Origin of the sequence: Nocardia brasiliensis NBRC 14402, from assembly GCF_000308475.2 — a bacterium.
Taxonomy (GTDB): Bacteria; Actinomycetota; Actinomycetes; order Mycobacteriales; family Mycobacteriaceae; genus Nocardia; species Nocardia brasiliensis.
Genome location: NZ_BAFT02000112.1, coordinates 93,798 through 110,814, shown reverse-complemented (window position 1 = coordinate 110,814; position 17,017 = coordinate 93,798). Strand labels below are relative to the sequence as shown.

Below are 17,017 nucleotides of genomic sequence, written 5' to 3'. Positions count from 1 at the left end.
TCCGAGCCTCGCTGGCCTCTATTTGGAGGACAGCTATGTAATGGACATCGTCGAGAGCGATTCTGGGATTACTTTCGTACTGGAAGCCGTGCTGACACCCGAACACCCTGAATATCATCCACCCGTCGCTGGCGAGCAGTATTGCTACGCGGATGGGAATCTAGTTTTCGGCGATGTGCTCGGTATCGAATGGGTGGATCGGTCGTTTCAGAAGTATAAGGACGCCACCGGTACCGAGGATATGGGCAACATCGACTCTTTGACCAACTCGGAAGGCGTCTATTCGGTTATTGGAGACTGGGGGGACGTTCGAATTCGTAGCAATTCTGACCCGCAATTTCTAACTCGTGCGGATGCTTGATTTCCTGCCCGCTCTCTGTGCATCCGCTCGTAGAAATGTGGCCGTGCTGCGAGCGAAGACTTGGTCGCGCAGGTTCGTGGTGTGACGCCGTCGGCAGCCGGTTTCCAATGAGCTACGTTTTCGAAATTTGCGGTGAGACGGTCTGGAGTCCGTCGTTGCGGGTTGGGGAGCTGTACGTGCGGATGCTTCGGGAGATTGCATCAGTTCTGGGGGTTCCCGCTGGGCTCAGCGCGGTGGCGTCCGATATGTGGAGCATCGATATCGAGTTTTTCGGTGAACTCGTGAATTCGATGCACGAAACGTATTTCACGAGTAGTCACCAGGTACTAAAGGCATTGATTGGGGGTGTCTTGGCGCCATCTCTGGTGATCCTGGAGCGTGGTGGGCTCGGTATTCCTCCCCGCACCGAAGGGGAACGGGAGTTTCACGACAGGGCGCGCAGGCTATCAATGGCTCGTTGAACACGCGTCGGGTCTCGCGGTGTTGGTCGGTTGATCACCAGGTAATGGTGGCGGCATCGGCCGAGAGGCCTCCACCACCATTACCTGGTGATCGCCTGTCCAGCGCGCAGAGCGGGTGAGATGCGCAGATGCATGTGGATGCTGCGGGGGTGCGGCGAACTTGCCGTCGAGGCGGCGGGTGGTCATGCGCAGGGGCGCGCATGCCTGCGAAGGTGACGGCGAGTTTTGTCGCCTAGCCCGCCTAGCCCGCCTAGCCCGCCTAGCCCGCCTAGCCCGCCTAGCCCGCCTAGCCCGCCTAGCCCGCCGCGGCAGCGGTGGTCGCTGATGTAGCGAAGCTGACGGCAAGTTTGTCGCCGAGGCGGCGGATGGTCATCCGCGGGGCGTGGATGCCTGCGAAGGTGCAGCCGAGTTTTGCGGCCGAGCCCACCTAGTCCGTCGAGGCGGCGGTGGTCGCTGATGCTGCGAAGATGCCGGCGAGTTCTGTCGCCGAGGCGGCGGGTGGTCACGCGCAGGGGCGTGGATGCCTGCGAAGGTGACGGTCAGTTTTGTCGCGAGGCCGCGGTTGTCGCGGATTCCGCGGGGGGCGACGGTGAGTGTGTCGCGCAGCGGCAGCTGCACAAGCCGGCGGCGCTACCGCGAAATGGTGCGAGGGCTCGTGAACTATTGCGGATGCGGCGAGGGCTCACCAGCCAATGGGAGATGCATCAAGGGCTCGCGAATGGGAGATGCATCAAGGGCTCGCGAATGGGAGATGCATCAAGGGCTCGCGAATGCGGGACGTATCTAGACCTCGCGAGCGCAATACGCATCAAGATCTCCGGGTCCCGGCAGTCGCCGGGGCGGGGCCGGAGAACCTGAGCACCCGCTGCCGTGCCCACAACCCCCGCACGGCAGCCAAGTGCCGACTTTCAGTTCTGCTGACTCAAAAGTTCCACAGACCTCTGGTGGGCGCGGGCGGCGAGGGCAGTTTCCCTGGCGGCGTCGGCACCACCTTGGCCGGCGAGGTAGGTGTGCAGGTTGGCTTTGGCCTCGTACCAGGCGGCCCGTTCGGTGGCGCCGGCTTCGGCGGTGGGGCGGCTCAGGGTCAGTGCGGTCATTTCGACCAGGACGTTCACCCGCGGTCCTCCTCGACGATGTAGCGGATGGTTCGGTAGGTACACCGTGACCTGTGTTCGAATCGTTACGCCGGTCACTCGATGTCCCACGTAGTATGTCCCATTTTGTGACCTGGACAACAGAGGTCACGTGATATTCGCTGAGGTGTCCTCTGGAGGTTGCTGCGGTTCGGCACTGCGGACCTGGCGGTTTGCGATTATCCCGCTCGCCGGGCCTTTGTTATCGGACCGTGTCCGAGAAGCTGCGGGATTGCCGGGTGGGGTGAAGATCGGCAACCCCGGTGCATCGGGCGTGCCGCGAACATCGAGCCTGCCACGGGAACCGATCGGACCCGGATTTGGTGGCCAACTGGGGTTTGTCTACACTGGACCGGTTGCTTGGGCACCTCTGTGTCCGCATGTCCTGGGTGTGGTTGTCTGCATCGACATGTGGGACGGCCCGGGCACCGAGAACTCTCACGAGAACTCAATCCGGTCGACAAGTGTCGGCCGGACCGCCGAATTGCTGTAGGCCCACGGTTGACGTGCAGTTTTGTACGTCGACGTTGTATGGGAACCGCAGCGAGAAAGGTGTCAAGGTCGAACCATGACCATGACTGATCCGATCGCAGACTTCCTGACGCGTCTGCGCAACGCCAACTCGGCGTACCACGATCAGGTGAAGGCTCCGCACTCGAAGCTCAAGGCGAACATCGCCGAGATCCTCAAGCGCGAGGGCTACATCGCCGACTACCGCACCGAAGACGCGACCGTGGGCAAGAGCCTGGTCGTCGATCTGAAGTACGGCCCCAGCCGTGAGCGCAGCCTGCAGGGCCTGCGTCGCGTCTCGAAGCCGGGTCTGCGTGTGTACGCGAAGTCCACCAACCTGCCCAAGGTCCTGGGCGGCCTCGGCGTGGCGATCATCTCCACGTCGACCGGTCTGCTCACCGATCGCCAGGCGGCCAAGCAAGGTGTAGGCGGGGAAGTCCTCGCCTACGTCTGGTAAGCGGAGGTAGGACAATGTCGCGTATTGGCAAGAAGCCCATCGCAATCCCGGCGGGCGTCGAGGTGACCATCGACGGCCAGCAGGTGTCGGTGAAGGGCCCCAAGGGCACCCTGTCGCACACCGTCGCCGAGCCGATCACCGTCGCCAAGGGCGAGGACGGCCAGCTCGAGGTCGTTCGCCCGAACGACGAGCGCCAGAGCCGCGCACTGCACGGCCTGACCCGCACCCTGATCTCGAACATGGTCGAGGGTGTGACCAAGGGCTACGAGAAGAAGATGGAAATCTTCGGCGTCGGTTACCGCGTGCAGGCCAAGGGCTCGAACCTGGAGTTCGCCCTGGGCTACAGCCACCCGGTGCCGATCGAGGCCCCGGCGGGCATCACCTTCGCGGTGGAGTCGCCCACCAAGTTCTCTGTGTCCGGAATCGACAAGCAGGCGGTCGGCCAGATCTCTGCCGTGATCCACGGACTGCGTAAGCCCGACCCGTACAAGGGCAAGGGCATCCGCTACGCCGGCGAGGTCGTTCGCCGCAAGGTCGGAAAGACGGGTAAGTGATCATGGCGCAAACCGAAAATCAGATCGCCAAGCGCAAGCCGCGCGGCAAGGACGTGTCCACGACGCGTCGTCTGTCGAAGACCCGCCGTCACTTCCGTCTGCGCAAGAAGGTCGTCGGCACCACCGAGCGTCCGCGCCTGGTGGTCAACCGCTCCTCGCGGCACCTGCACGCGCAGCTCGTCGACGACTCGGTCGGCAAGACCATCGCCGCCGCGTCCTCGATCGAGGCCGATGTGCGCGCGCTGGACGGCGACAAGTCGGCCAAGAGCAAGAAGGTCGGCGAACTGCTGGCCGAGCGTGCCAAGGCTGCCGGTGTCGACGCCGTCGTGTTCGACCGTGGTGGCCACGACTACCACGGCCGCATCGCCGCGCTCGCCGACGCCGCTCGCGAAGCGGGGTTGAAATTCTGATGATCAAGAACAACGGAAGGAACGTCTGATGCCGGGACGTCAGAGGCGTGACGGCGGCAACGGACCCGCCGGACAGAATGGCGCTGCTGGTGGTGGCGACAACCGCGACAACCGTGGCGGTGGCCGCGACCGTCGGGGCGGCGACAACCGCCGGGACAACGCTGCCGAGAAGAACCAGCTCGAGCGCGTCGTCGCGATCAACCGTGTCTCCAAGGTCGTGAAGGGTGGTCGTCGCTTCAGCTTCACCGCCCTCGTGATCGTCGGTGACGGCAACGGTCTGGTCGGCGTCGGCTACGGCAAGGCCAAGGAAGTTCCGGCGGCCATCCAGAAGGGTGTCGAGGAGGCTCGCAAGGGCTTCTTCCGCGTCCCGATGATCGGCTCGACCATCACCCACCCGGTGCAGGGCGAGGCGGCGGCCGGTGTGGTCATGCTGCGCCCGGCGTCCCCCGGTACCGGTGTGATCGCCGGTGGTGCGGCTCGTGCCGTGCTGGAATGCGCCGGCATTCATGACATCCTGGCGAAGTCGCTCGGTAGCGACAACGCCATCAACGTCGTGCACGCGACCGTTGCCGCGCTCAAGATGCTGCAGCGTCCCGAAGAGGTCGCGGCTCGCCGTGGCCTGCCGCTGGAAGACGTTGCCCCTGCGGGCATGCTGCGTGCGCGCGCCCAGGCTGCGGGAGGTGCCAGGTAATGGCGGATCTCAAGGTGACCCAGATCAAGAGCACGATCGGTGCGAAGCAGAACCAGCGTGACAGCATGCGCACGCTCGGGCTCCGCAAGATCCGGCAGACCGTGGTTCGCGAGGACACCCCGCAGAACCGTGGCCTGATCAACGTCGTGCGCCACCTCGTGACAGTTGAGGAGGTCTGACATGACCATCAAGTTGCATCACCTGCGCCCCGCGCCCGGTGCCAAGACCGAGAAGACTCGGGTCGGCCGCGGTGAGGGTTCCAAGGGTAAGACCGCGGGCCGCGGTACCAAGGGCACCAAGGCTCGTAAGAACGTTCCGGCCGCCTTCGAGGGTGGGCAGATGCCGCTGCACATGCGGCTGCCCAAGCTCAAGGGCTTCACGAACCGGTTCCGCACGGAATACCAGGTCGTGAATGTCGGCGCTATCGCGAAGCTGTTCCCCGAGGGTGGCGAGATCGGCAAGGCCGAGCTCGTCGCGGCCGGCGCGGTTCGCAAGAACCAGCTGGTGAAGGTCCTCGGCGACGGCGAGATCGGCGTCGCGGTCCAGGTGACCGCCGACAAGGTCACCGGCGCGGCGAAGGAAAAGATCACCGCGGCCGGTGGCACTGTCACCGAGCTGGGCTGACGGTACTCTGACAAACAGTGGCACCGGACGAGTGAGAGCTCGTCCGGTGCCACTGTTAGAGTTCAATAGTTGTCTGCCAAGCCTCGCCATGGTTTTCAGCGTCCCCACATGCCGATTCGTCGGCGATGGGGTATTGCTTGAAATGACCATGTCCTGACCATGTCGTTCGCCAGGAGGATCTGTGCTTTCCGCCTTCGTATCGGCCTTCCGGACTCCGGACTTACGGCGGAAGATTCTCTTCACGCTGGGGTTGATCGCGCTGTACCGGTTGGGTGCCGCGCTGCCGTCCCCCGGTGTCGACTACAAGGCCGTCCAGGAGTGCGTCAAGCAGGTGTCCGGCGGTGAAGACGCCGGTATCTACCAGCTGATCAACCTGTTCTCCGGTGGTGCGCTACTGCAGCTTTCGGTGTTCGCGATCGGCATCATGCCGTACATCACCGCGAGCATCATCATCCAGCTGCTGACCGTCGTCATCCCGCGGTTCGAGGAACTGCGCAAGGAAGGCCAGTCCGGCCAGACCAAGATGACGCAGTACACCCGGTATCTGTCCATCGCCCTGGCCATCCTGCAGGCCACCGGTCTGGTCGCGCTCGCCTCGCGTGGTCAGCTGCTGCAGGGCTGCCAGAAGGACATCATCGCCGACAACGGCATCTTCGCGATGATCATCATCGTGCTGGTGATGACCGCCGGTGCGGCGCTGGTCATGTGGTTCGGCGAGCAGATCACCGAGCGCGGGATCGGCAACGGCATGTCGCTGCTGATCTTCGCCGGCATCGCGGCCCGCATCCCGACCGAGGGCAAGTCCATCCTGGACAGCCGCGGCGGCCTGGTGTTCGGCCTGGTGTGTGTCGCGGCGTTCGCGATCATCGTCGCCGTCATCTTCGTCGAGCAGGGCCAGCGCCGGATTCCGGTGCAGTACGCCAAGCGCGTGGTCGGCCGCAAGATGTACGGCGGCTCCTCTACCTACCTGCCGTTGAAGGTCAATCAGGCCGGTGTCATCCCGGTGATCTTCGCGTCCTCGCTGCTGTACCTGCCCAACCTGGTGGCTCAGCTGACTTCCGCGCGCAACAACCCGGATCCGAGTTGGTGGCAGGACATCATCAACAAGTACCTGGTGTCTCCGGGCAACCCGGTCTACATCGCGATCTACTTCGGTCTGATCGTGTTCTTCACCTACTTCTATGTCGCGATCACCTTCAACCCGGAGGAACGCGCGGACGAGATGAAGAAGTTCGGTGGCTTCATTCCGGGGTATCGCCCGGGTAAGCCCACCGCCGACTACCTCAACTTCGTCCTGAGCCGTATCACCCTCCCCGGCTCGATCTACCTCGGTCTCGTTGCCGTGCTGCCGAACCTGTTCCTGGATATCGGCGCATCCGCTAACACCCAGAACCTCCCGTTCGGTGGCACCGCGGTGCTGATCATGGTGAGCGTCGGTCTGGACACCGTGAAGCAGATCGAAAGCCAGCTGATGAATCGAAATTACGAAGGGTTCCTCAAGTGAGAGTTGTACTCCTCGGTCCGCCTGGTGCCGGCAAGGGCACCCAGGCCGTCCTGCTGTCGGAAAAGCTGGGCGTCCCGCACATCTCCACTGGAGACCTGTTCCGCGCGAACATCAGCCAGCAGACCCCGCTGGGTCGCGAAGCGCAGAAGTACATGGACGCGGGCGATCTGGTGCCCAGCGATGTCACCAACCGCATGGTCGAGGCCCGGGTGAACGAGCCCGACGCCGTGAACGGCTTTGTGCTGGACGGCTACCCGCGCACGGTCGACCAGGCCGACGCGCTGGAGAAGATCCTCAAGGACATGGACACCAAGCTCGACGCGGTGCTGTGTTTCGTGGTGCCCGAGGACACGGTGGTCGCGCGCATGCTCTCGCGTGGTCGCGCCGACGACAACGAAGGCGTGATCCGCAACCGGCTGCGGGTGTACCGCGAGGAGACCGAGCCGCTGCTGGAGCACTACGACGGTCTGGTCGTCTCGGTGGACGGCGTCGGCGAGGTCGACGAGGTCAACGCGCGCGCACTGCGGGCACTGGGCCACTGATGACCGACGCCGGGGCACTGTTGCCGCGCACGATGGAGGCCTGAGGCCGCGTGGTCTTCAATCGCAAGAAGAAGGTCGTGCCGTTCCGCACGGCAGGTGAGCTGGACGCCATGGCGGCCGCCGGTGCGATCGTCGGTCGTGCGCTGGTCGCTGTGCGCGCGGCTGCCAAGCCCGGTGTCTCCACCCTCGAACTCGACGACGTGGCCGAGCAGGTGATCCGTGACGCGGGCGCCGTGCCGTCCTTCAAGGGCTACCACGGCTTTCCCGGCTCCATCTGCGCGTCGGTGAACGACCGTGTGGTGCACGGGATTCCGACCGCGGAAGAGATCCTCTCCGAGGGCGACCTGGTGTCCATCGACTGCGGCGCCATCCTCGACGGCTGGCACGGCGATTCGGCGTGGACGTTCGGCGTCGGCACCATCATCGAGGCCGACCGGCTGCTGAGCGAGGCCACCAAGCTGTCCATGGAGGCGGGTATCGAGGCCATGCTGCCGGGCAACCGTCTCTCCGACGTCTCGCACGCCATCGAACTCGGCACTCGCGCGGCGGAGCAGAAACACGGTCGCGCCTACGGCATCGTCGACGGCTACGGTGGGCACGCCATCGGCCGGGAGATGCATCTCGATCCGTTCCTCGCCAACGAGGGCGCCCCGGGCAAGGGCCCGAAGCTCGTGGTCGGCTCGGTGCTCGCGATCGAGCCCATGCTGACCCTCGGCACCACGCAGACCCAGGTGCTCGGGGACGATTGGACCGTCGTCACCATCGACGGGTCGCGTGCCGCACACTGGGAGCACACGGTCGCGGTCACCGAGAACGGTCCCCGCATTCTCACCCTCCGCCCGGAGTAATCGGGCAACGTTTCCGGGCTCGATCCGATCGAGCCGTGCCTGCGGTGGGTATGCACGGTTCCCCAGTCTCGCGTGGCGAGGACGCGATCGCACCGACACCGGACTCTCGGTCCGGGTGATCACGTCGCGCGATCCGGCGACACGTTTGTTGTCGCTGGATCTGGACGCTACCCAGCTGCCGCGCTGGATCGGTGACGTCGTTCCTTGCGCCTACTGCGCCTGGCCGTGACGTGGCGGTCCGGGCTACGCTGCCCGGCGGTGAATCAGGTCGACTGTCGGTCCTGATTCCTCGGTGTGTCGAACGATGCTGTCAGCGTATGTCCGGGGCGGGCGGCGGCACGTGAGTAGGCAACTACTCGAATCTGCTTGGCGCACCACGTAGTTGGGGCCGACGCCTGCGTGCCACCGAAGCCTCGGCGCGTCCGGAAAGGGCCGCTGGCATGCGGATTCGGCCGGGGCAGGTAATGCCCGGCAGCCGCAGGAAACGACGGACATCCCGGCTTGCCCGAGCCGGCACAACAGGTTCGGGCAAGACCGGTCGTACAGTGCCGCGGGTCAGTTGCCGCGTAGCCGGGCGCGCAGCACCAAAGTGATCAGGGGAAGGTCGAATTCACCCTCGGCCGTCTCCGGCCTGCTGCGCAGATAGTCGACGATCCGGCCGAGCACCTCTGCCCGCTGCTGCGCCGACACCACCAGGGTGTGTGAATGCGTTCCGATGGTCGCGGCCAGCGTCTCGGCGGTCCGGCGCTGGGAATGCGGGAATTCGGCGCTCACGAAGTCTTCGAACAGGGGATGCGCGGGCAGCGCCGAATCGCCGGGTTCTACCGCCGTGGTCGAGGCGTCGGTCCGGGTGACGTCCGCGAGGCCGGCGACCCAGCCGACGCGTTTGTCGTCGGTGTTCCACAGTGCGGCGAAAACGCCGCCGCGGCGCAGCACCCTGGCGAACTCGGGGAAGGCCCGGTCCTGATCGAACCAGTGGAACGCCTGCCCGGCCACGATCGCGTCGACGGAGCCGGTCGCCAGCGGAATCGCCTCGGCCGTACCCTCATACGCCCGCACGCCGGGTAGGCGGCGCATCAATTCGACCCGCATGCCGTCGTCGGGTTCGACGGCGATCACGGTGGCGCCCGCGGCCAGCAGACCCTCGGTGAGTTTGCCGGTACCCGCGCCGAGGTCGAGGACGACCGGCGCGGGCACGGCCGGAACGGGTTTCAAAGCCCACTGGACCGCCGCGAGCGGGTAGTCGGGCCGGTGTTCGGCATAGGCTGCCGCGTGGGTACCAAAAGAGGATGCGCGCCGAGCGCGCAGGGCACGTTTGTCCGTTTCTCGATCAGTCGTATTCCCCATGCGCCCAACCATAGATCCGTGCGGCGGGCGCGCGGGGACATTTACGACGCGCCCGGCAGCCGTCGTACGCCGGCACAGACCTCGGCGGCCAGGTCGTCGTAGCCGACGGCCAGTTCGGCCAACCGCTGCCAGGCATCCCACAGATCCCACTCCGACGCGCTCGCCAGTGCGGCGTAGGCATTGGCGGTGAACTGGGCGAGCCGATCGATCACCGCGCCGACCGTTTCGGTGTGCACGTGGGCGGCGCCGTGCGCGGGCGGCAACTGGACGGTGATCCAGCGATCGATGTCGCGCACCAGACTCGCACGCAGCGCGTCGATTTCGTCCGCGGACTGGCGATCGGCGCTGATCCGCCGCTCGTGCAGGGTGGTCAGCTCGTGCGCGCACCGCAGCAGCGGGTTGTCTTCCGGATGATCACCCCGGCAGGCCTGCAGCACTTGATGTTTGGCGGGTAGCTGGCCCGTCGTCATCGCGACCCCATGTTCCGGCAGGAGCGTACGGTATTGACGATCGAGACACCGGAGGGACGAAAGGTGTTCTCCGGAGCCACAATCCACTCGCGATAGCCGGTACCGGGGTAACCGGGGGAGGGGAGCGCGATCTCACCGCCGATCGGCACGATGGACACGTTGAGCCGGAAAAGTTCGGCGAACAAACGGACGTCGTCGGGCAGGTCGGGACGGATCAGAAAGGTCCAGCGTTTGGATCGAACATGAGAGATGATCGGGCCCAATGGATTTCGATGGCGTATCAGATCGTCGTGTACCTGTTGACCCAGCGCGGCAGGCATCGTGATGGCGCCGACGAAACCGGCCCGGACGGTGATCCGGCCGATCTCCGGATGAAATCCGGCGGGGAGGTCGCAGGTGTGGCGGTAATAGGCGCATCGGGCGGCAGGAGTTTCCGCCAACGCCACTTGGTCCATGGGGAGCCTCGACTAGCATCGTTGTCTGGTGAAGCCGCCGGAGCCGATACGCCATAGGCACTGGGAGTGACCTGGGACACCGTTCTGGCGTGATCTCAGTGAAACACCCCGGGGGACGGTGGTAACCGTTGCGTTCAATTAGTTCTCGTTAAGTTCGCCGCGATGACGTTTACCTGGTGTTTTTCGCTCATCCAGCGGGCTGGACAACCCCCGGTCAGGGGGTTGTGCGGAAGAACAGGGCGCGGTCGCCGTGCTCGGCCAGCGGCGTGGTCGCGCTGATCTGCCGCAGCCCGCTGGAGGGCAGGTAGGTGAGGTTGGCGAACATCTGGGTGTTGCCGAACGCCGCGCGCAGCTTGGTCTCCGTCGCCCGGTCGGCGTTCAGTTCCGCCAGCATCTTGAAGTCCAGCGGCGCGAGCGGTTTGTCCAGCGGTTCCTGCCCGGCGGGCCGGCCGAGCGCGGCGTACTGGGTGGCGACGCCGTGCTCGTACCAGCACAGCTCGTAGGCGATGTGTTCGGTCACGGTGATCGCGGCGACCGGCCAATCCTGGGAAAGTCGCATCGCCAGTGGATGTTTCGCGACCGGTGTCAGTTCCCAGTGCAGGCTCATCACGGTGACCCAGCCGCCGTAGGGCTGGTCGATCAGCACGATGTCGTCGCCGAGTTTCTCCGCCGTGTTCACCTCGGCGTCGGTGGTTTTCACATGTTCGTCGCGTTCGCCGAAGTAGCTGGCCCGATCCAGTGGATAGGCGTCATCGGTCGCGTACGCGCCGATGATCGCCGCCCGGATCTGGGCGATCGCGTCGGGGGTCGGGCAGTACACGCTCAGCGCGCCGAAGCTGGTGCCGATCTGCACCGGCATCGACGGCGGATCGGGCTCCGCGCCGGGCAGCAGCGGTCGCAGGCCGACCAGCGCCAGCTTCCAGTTGAGTTCTTCGACGGTGGACAGGTCGCCCGAGGACTTGAACAGGATCTGCTGCTGGGTCAGCCGACCCGCCTGCTCCAGCGTGCGGCAACCGAGCTCGGTGAGCGCCTTGTACGACTTCGGGGTCAGGTCGAGGTCTTGGATCCCGCACGCGCGCAAGCGGATCGACATATTCGTCGACGTGAACGCGGAGTAGCGCTCGCGGTACATCGACAGGGCCTGCTTGCGCGACCGCCCGACCATCAGCGTGCGCAACAGGGTGCTCAGGCTGGCCAGGTACTTACCGGACAGCTCCGGATTCGCCGCGGCCAGCGCGCTGCGGATGCGCGCCGCCTCCCCGGTCGCCGCCACGGCGGCGTCCTGGTCGAGCCGGCCCAGCCAGACACCGCATTTCGACAGGCCGTCGGCGCAGAGCCCGGCGACTTCCGGATGAATCCGGGCCAGTTGCCGGTAGGCGTCGCAGGCGCGTCGAATGGTGGTGGTCGCCAGCTCGCGGCGGCCGCTGTGCCGAGCCGCCAATTCGACCGCGCGCAGTGCCTCGTTCAGCTCGCCGGCGAGGCGGGCATTCAACACCTGTCCGGTGGCGAGCAACCGCAGCCGGATGCCTACCGCTTCTTCGGCGGGCGCCAGGGCCTCTCGGGTCCGGTCGCGGACCGACCCGTCGGTCTTCGTGGCGATAAAGCCTTTCGCGAGTTCACTCAGCGAGGTCGCGAGCCGAAGATCCGCCTCGATCGAACGATCGAGCGCCGCATAGCGATCCGCGGCGACCTGACGCTCCAACGCGCCCAGATCCATCGAGCCCCTCGTTTCCAGCATGATCCTCCGCTAACCGGCGGCATCGAGCCACTCATCATCCGTGCACGAGTCTGTCACGGTTGTCGGCCGGGCGCACCAGGTTGTCCCGGCCTGCGGCGTTCTCGCTCCTCATGTCCTTGCTCGCCACCGGATTCCGGTACCGGGCGAGGCTGCCCGGGTGGCCGGGGTGCGCGTCGGGTGCGCTGGCCGACGCGCGAAAGTGCTGACGGCTTTGCGGTATTCGTCGTCTTCGGGATGGGTGACGAGCGCCGTAGTCACGCCTCGAGCAGCAGGGTGACCGGTCCGTCGTTGACCAGTTCGATCCGCATGTGCGCGCCGAACCGTCCGGTCGCCACGGTAGCGCCGAGTTCGCGGAGAGTCTGCGCGAACGTGTCGACCAGCGGTTCGGCGACGGCTCCCGGTGCGGCCGCGTTCCAGGATGGTCTACGCCCCTTGGCGGTATCGGCATAGAGCGTGAATTGACTGACCACCAGAATCGGGGCGTTCAGGTCGGCGGCCGAGCGCTCGCCGTCGAGGATGCGCAACCGCCACACCTTGTCGGCGAGTGCTTTCGCGACCGCCTCGGTATCGCCGTGGGTGACGCCTACCAGCGCGACCAATCCGTGCGGTACGCCCGTCGCGGCCGGCTCGACCCGGCCGACCACCTCGTCGTCGACGGTCACCTCCGCGGAGCGGACTCGTTGCAGCAGGACTCGCACAGCCGTTGATCATGCCGGGCCGGTGCGCCGGGCCTGCCGCGGGGTGCTCGGCAGCGCTACCAGAGCGAGCGGGGACGGATGTCGTTCGCGAGATCGATCAGCGCGTAGCGATGCAACCGGCTCGGTGTGGTTCGCGCGACCGCGCGCAGGGCCGATTCCAGCCCGCCCCGCAGCCCTGCCTCGGTGAAGGGGCAGCCGAGGATCGTGGTGCGTGGTTCCGGTTGCCCGCCCGCCTGCACCCAGGACAGGGCCGCGCCGAGCACGATGGCCCGCAACTGGGTCAGGCGCGGGTCGTCCGGCAGCGCGTGCACGTGCGCTACGGCCGCGTCGAGATCCGCCCGGGTCAGGTCGGCCACCGGCCGGGTCGCCGAGAGCAGGCACGCGGTCATCCTCGCGGTGTTGTGGTGCCGCGAGGAATCGGGCACCTGCTGCAGCGTCGATACCGCGGCATCGATGTCGCCGGCGGCGGCGAGCCCGCGCGCGAGCCCGAACGCCGCGCTCGCCACGCCGCGGGTGTTACGCCAGACCGAGCGGTAGCGCTCGGTGGCTTGCTGTCGCCACCGGTCCTGCTCCTCGATCGCCGCGCTCGACTGCAGGACGAGTTCCGCGGTGGCGGCCAGGGCGAGCAGCGGTGCGATCTCACCGGGGACCATCGCGTGCACCCGATCGAAATGCGCATGGGCCAGCACGTATTCGGCGCAGGACAGGTCGGCTATGGCGGTGTACCACTGGATCCGCCAGTCCGCCCGATGGGCGGGCGCCAACTGGGTGAGGTACTGCCGTGCCTGCTCGACCTCGCCCAGATCGAGGTGCGCGCGCACCGCGGTCAGGGTGCCTTCCAGCTCGAAGGTCGCCGGCGTGCCGATGACCCCGGCACTCATATCGGCGGCGCTCTGACGCAGCGTGTCCAAAGCCTGTTGCGAATCGCCGTGTAGCAGTGGGGAAAGCAATTCCGCGCTCGGATCCTCGCGGTCGATCAGTGGAACCGGCAGCGCGGCAATGACACTCGCGGTGTCGAGGGTCGGGGCCGCGTGTACCCCCTCGATGACGCCCTCGGTCTGCCGGATCAGCGCCTCGATGCCGAAATCGCCACGGGGAGAACCGAACACGGCCGAGGTCTGCGGGTATTCGTGGTTGGTGTCCTCGGCCAGCACCGAACGGAGCACGCCGGCGAGTTGCCGGTACATCGCGTAGGCGGAGGGAAAACGCTGCTCCGGGTCGGCGTCGGTCGCGCGCAGCAGCAATCGCTCGAAGGACGGGTAGCGCCGCAGCACCGGTGCCTCGTCGGCCGTCGGGAGGGCGGGGATGGTCGGGCCGAGCCGTTCCAGTGGGATCGGCAGGGTGAGTGCGGCGAGCGTGCGCCCGACCGTGTGAATATCGGAGGCCACTGTTGGTCCGGTACTGGTGAATTCGGGCGCTTGATACCCGAAGGTGCCGTACAGGCTGCCGCCGGATTCCCGGGCGGCGACCGCGCCGAGATCGATCAGTTTGACCTCGTCCTCGGTGACCATGATGTTGTCGGGTTTCAGATCGTTGTAGGCCAGGCCGAACGAGTGCAGATAATCCAGCGCGGGCAGCACTTCCATCACATAGGCGATGGCTTCGGCGACCGGCAAGCGTTCCGGGGCACGGCGGTCGAGCATGGTCTTCAGCGATTGGCCGCCGATGTATTCCATCACGATGTATCCGGAGGAAATTCCGTCGGCGGAACGATGTTTGACGAAGTTGAAGATCTTCACGATCCCCGGATGCGACATTTCGGAAAGGAACTGCCGTTCGGCGAGCGCGACGACGTGCGCTTCGAAATCGAGCGGGTTCTGCAGTCCTTTCAAGACCACCCAGCGGTCGCTGACATTTCGATCACGGGCCAGGTATATCCACCCCATGCCGCCGTAGGCGAGACATCCCCGGACTTCGTATTGGCCCGCCACCAAGTCGCCGGGGTTCAGCGCGGGACGGAAGTTGAACGGAGAGCCGCATTGTGGACAGGTGCCCGCCGACGCGCCGCGTTGCGTGCCGGACGAGCGGCCGACGGGCTTCTGGCATTTCCAGCAGAAACGTTTGTCCTCTGGCACCTCGGGATCGGACAGCATCGCCCCGGCCGGGTCGACTTGGTCGACCTGCGGCAGCTCGACCAGCCCCGCGGTCAGCCTGCGCACGCTGGGCCGGGATCGGACGATGGGACCCGAGCTGGGCATGGTCTCCGAGCCGAGCGCCGCTTCCGCCTCCGGTGACCACTGATCGGTCTCGTTCGCCGACGCGCGCCGGGTGGCCCACGGCGAGGGGGCCCGGTGCGGTATTTCGGTGGGATCGCGGGTCAGTGTCGTCGCCGGCGGGACCGGGCGAATGTTGTCGGACGCACTGAGGTGTTCCGGCATTCGACCCTCTCCGCACCACGAATACAATTCCGGGACCGAACCCGCCCTGTTCGGTGGCGCCGTACGATATCGGCGCCACCGAACAGGGCGAACTCATCGGTCTCAGCGCGATTCTGCCTCATCGGACGTAACAGCGGCGTTAGTTGTGCGGGTGGAATCCGTAATACGAAGATCACGATGTTCCAGCGGCCGCTCCGCGACCACCGGGAACGCGCCGGTATAGCCATCGCGCATTGCGGCGACATGCATGACCCGGCGTCGCGCGAGGTACCAGCCGCCCACCAGGGTCGGGCCCATGATCACCACCATCGCGATGACCGCGCCGCGTTGCACGTCGCTGTCGCTGAACAGCATCAGCAGGACGACCGCGGCGAGGAACACCAGCGTCGCGATGCTCGTGTACGGCGCGCCGAGCAGCCGGAACGCGGGGCGTTCCATCCGTCCCTCGCGCGACCAGGCCCACAGCTTGAGCTGGCAGAGCACGATCGCCGCCCACGCGGTGACGGTGCCGAGAGCGGACATGTTCAGCACGATCTCGAAGGCCTTCTCCGGAACCAGGGCGTTGAGCCCGACGCCGATCAGCGCGACCGCACCGGTCGCGAGAATGCCGACGTAGGGCACGCCGCGCTTCGACATCAGCGCGGCCATACCGGGGGCGCTGCCGTTCATCGCCATCGACCGCAGGATCCGCCCGGTGGAATACAGTCCGGCGTTGAGGCTGGAGAACGCCGCGGTCAGCACCACCAGGTTCATCATCGTGCCCGCGCCGTCGACCCCGATCTTGGAGAAGAACGTGACGAACGGGCTCTCCCCGGACTTGAACGCGGTGTAGGGCAGCAGCAGCGACAGCAGCACCAGCGATCCGACGTAGAACAGCGCGATCCGGGCGATGACCGAGTTGATCGCGCGCGGCATGATCTTGTCCGGGTTCTCCGCCTCACCGGCGGCGGTGCCGATCAATTCGACCGCGGCATAGGCGAAGATGACGCCGGTGGTACACAACACGATCGGGATCAGGCCGTTCGGCAGCAGACCGCCGTGCTCACTGATCACGCTGATCCCGGTGCTGTTGCCCTCGATCGGCGTGCGGCGCGCGAGGAAGACCGTGCCGACGATGAGGAACCCGACCAGCGCGACCACCTTGATCAGCGCCGCCCAGAACTCCATCTCACCGAACCAGCGCACCGACACCATGTTGATGCAGACCACCAGGGCCAGCGCGACCAACGCGATGGTCCATTGCGGAATCACCTCGAAACTGCCCCAATAGTGCACGTAGGTGGCGATCGCGGTGATGTCCACGATGCCGGTCATGCACCAGTGGAAGAAATACATCCAGCCGACACCGAAGGCCAGCTTCTCGCCGTAGAACTCGCGAGCGTAGGACACGAACGAACCCGACGAGGGGCGATGCAGGATCAGCTCGCCCAGCGCCCGCAGGATGAAGAACACGAACACACCGCACACGGCGTACGCGAGGAAAAGCCCAGCCCCGGCATCTCTCAACCGCCCGCCCGCACCTAGGAACAAACCGGTGCCGATGGCACCACCGATAGCGATCATCTGCAATTGACGTGGACGCAGCGCCTTGTGATAGCCCACGTCTTCGGCGTGCAAGGCACGCGCGGCGGCGGCCTGTTGCTGCACCTCGGCCGGCGGTCGAACGATGGTCATGGGGTTGCCTTCCCTGTGACGGCTGTCATATCGCTGAGTAACGTACCGCTAGATAACGGCACGTTCAATAGTTGCGGCCAGTTGTCATCTCATGAAATGAAATCGTCATATTCGGCAATCGAGCGGCAAACCGTTGTGCGGCAGGCGATATCGCGGGGGTTG

At 65.8% G+C, this 17,017-nt stretch carries 19 protein-coding genes; 11 read left to right on the top strand and 8 right to left on the bottom strand.

Annotated features, from left to right (window positions below; translation table 11 throughout):
• Window positions 1-40 precede the first annotated feature (40 nt).
• The gene (locus TY25_RS38845) at window positions 41-361 is read left to right on the top strand and encodes a hypothetical protein (RefSeq protein ID WP_042265269.1); all 321 of its coding nucleotides are present in this window, start codon (window positions 41-43) and stop codon (window positions 359-361) included.
• Between the two features lie 35 nt (window positions 362-396).
• A complete protein-coding gene (locus TY25_RS44370) occupies window positions 397-822 on the top strand; it encodes a DUF6086 family protein (protein WP_342448145.1) in 426 nt (141 codons plus the stop codon).
• A gap of 908 nt (window positions 823-1,730) precedes the next feature.
• Here the strand turns inward: TY25_RS44370 and TY25_RS38835 are convergent.
• A complete protein-coding gene (locus TY25_RS38835) occupies window positions 1,731-1,937 on the bottom strand; it encodes a hypothetical protein (RefSeq protein ID WP_042265084.1) in 207 nt (68 codons plus the stop codon).
• Window positions 1,938-2,523: 586 nt separating this feature from the next.
• Between TY25_RS38835 and rpsH the strand changes: the two genes are divergently transcribed.
• The 9 genes from rpsH (at window position 2,524) to map (ending at window position 8,095) form a co-directional block, all read left to right on the top strand.
• On the top strand, window positions 2,524-2,922 hold the full coding sequence (rpsH, locus tag TY25_RS38830) for a 30S ribosomal protein S8 (protein ID WP_014981717.1): 399 nt from the start codon (window positions 2,524-2,526) through the stop codon (window positions 2,920-2,922).
• Window positions 2,923-2,936: 14 nt separating this feature from the next.
• On the top strand, window positions 2,937-3,476 hold the full coding sequence (gene rplF, locus TY25_RS38825; RefSeq protein WP_014981718.1) for a 50S ribosomal protein L6: 540 nt from the start codon (window positions 2,937-2,939) through the stop codon (window positions 3,474-3,476).
• 2 nt (window positions 3,477-3,478) lie between these two features.
• Window positions 3,479-3,886: a 50S ribosomal protein L18 gene (gene rplR / locus TY25_RS38820; protein WP_014981719.1), complete on the top strand. Its 408-nt coding sequence runs from the start codon at window positions 3,479-3,481 to the stop codon at window positions 3,884-3,886.
• A gap of 28 nt (window positions 3,887-3,914) precedes the next feature.
• Window positions 3,915-4,577: a 30S ribosomal protein S5 gene (rpsE, locus tag TY25_RS38815; RefSeq protein WP_042265080.1), complete on the top strand. Its 663-nt coding sequence runs from the start codon at window positions 3,915-3,917 to the stop codon at window positions 4,575-4,577.
• Window positions 4,577-4,756: a 50S ribosomal protein L30 gene (gene rpmD / locus TY25_RS38810; RefSeq protein ID WP_014981721.1), complete on the top strand. Its 180-nt coding sequence runs from the start codon at window positions 4,577-4,579 to the stop codon at window positions 4,754-4,756. Before rpsE ends, rpmD begins: the two co-directional genes overlap by 1 nt.
• Before the next feature lies 1 nt (window position 4,757).
• Window positions 4,758-5,201, top strand: a complete 444-nt coding sequence (rplO, locus tag TY25_RS38805) for a 50S ribosomal protein L15 (protein WP_042265077.1) — start codon at window positions 4,758-4,760, stop codon at window positions 5,199-5,201.
• 181 nt (window positions 5,202-5,382) lie between these two features.
• Window positions 5,383-6,705: a preprotein translocase subunit SecY gene (gene secY / locus TY25_RS38800; protein ID WP_014981723.1), complete on the top strand. Its 1,323-nt coding sequence runs from the start codon at window positions 5,383-5,385 to the stop codon at window positions 6,703-6,705.
• Window positions 6,702-7,247, top strand: coding sequence for an adenylate kinase (locus TY25_RS38795; RefSeq protein WP_029892542.1), 546 nt, complete (start codon window positions 6,702-6,704; stop codon window positions 7,245-7,247). Before secY ends, TY25_RS38795 begins: the two co-directional genes overlap by 4 nt.
• 50 nt (window positions 7,248-7,297) lie before the next feature.
• On the top strand, window positions 7,298-8,095 hold the full coding sequence (gene map / locus TY25_RS38790; protein ID WP_014981725.1) for a type I methionyl aminopeptidase: 798 nt from the start codon (window positions 7,298-7,300) through the stop codon (window positions 8,093-8,095).
• A 555-nt stretch (window positions 8,096-8,650) separates the two neighbouring features.
• Here the strand turns inward: map and TY25_RS38785 are convergent.
• The 7 genes from TY25_RS38785 to TY25_RS38755 all read right to left on the bottom strand — a co-directional run bounded on the left by TY25_RS38785 (window position 8,651) and on the right by TY25_RS38755 (window position 16,855).
• The gene (locus TY25_RS38785) at window positions 8,651-9,442 is read right to left on the bottom strand and encodes a class I SAM-dependent methyltransferase (protein ID WP_042265075.1); all 792 of its coding nucleotides are present in this window, start codon (window positions 9,440-9,442) and stop codon (window positions 8,651-8,653) included.
• A gap of 41 nt (window positions 9,443-9,483) precedes the next feature.
• Window positions 9,484-9,912 (bottom strand): DUF4254 domain-containing protein, encoded by a 429-nt coding sequence (locus TY25_RS38780; RefSeq protein WP_029892539.1) that lies wholly within the window; start codon window positions 9,910-9,912, stop codon window positions 9,484-9,486.
• The gene (locus TY25_RS38775) at window positions 9,909-10,367 is read right to left on the bottom strand and encodes a hypothetical protein (RefSeq protein WP_042265073.1); all 459 of its coding nucleotides are present in this window, start codon (window positions 10,365-10,367) and stop codon (window positions 9,909-9,911) included. The genes TY25_RS38780 and TY25_RS38775 overlap by 4 nt, the downstream gene beginning before the upstream one ends.
• A gap of 214 nt (window positions 10,368-10,581) precedes the next feature.
• Entirely contained in the window at window positions 10,582-12,105 is a 1,524-nt protein-coding gene (locus TY25_RS38770) for a hypothetical protein (protein WP_226887066.1), read from the bottom strand.
• A 254-nt stretch (window positions 12,106-12,359) separates the two neighbouring features.
• On the bottom strand, window positions 12,360-12,803 hold the full coding sequence (gene dtd / locus TY25_RS38765; protein ID WP_042265071.1) for a D-aminoacyl-tRNA deacylase: 444 nt from the start codon (window positions 12,801-12,803) through the stop codon (window positions 12,360-12,362).
• A 56-nt stretch (window positions 12,804-12,859) separates the two neighbouring features.
• Window positions 12,860-15,181 (bottom strand): serine/threonine-protein kinase, encoded by a 2,322-nt coding sequence (locus TY25_RS38760; protein ID WP_042265068.1) that lies wholly within the window; start codon window positions 15,179-15,181, stop codon window positions 12,860-12,862.
• Window positions 15,182-15,283: 102 nt separating this feature from the next.
• Window positions 15,284-16,855 (bottom strand): amino acid permease, encoded by a 1,572-nt coding sequence (locus TY25_RS38755; RefSeq protein ID WP_042265066.1) that lies wholly within the window; start codon window positions 16,853-16,855, stop codon window positions 15,284-15,286.
• Window positions 16,856-17,017 lie beyond the last annotated feature (162 nt).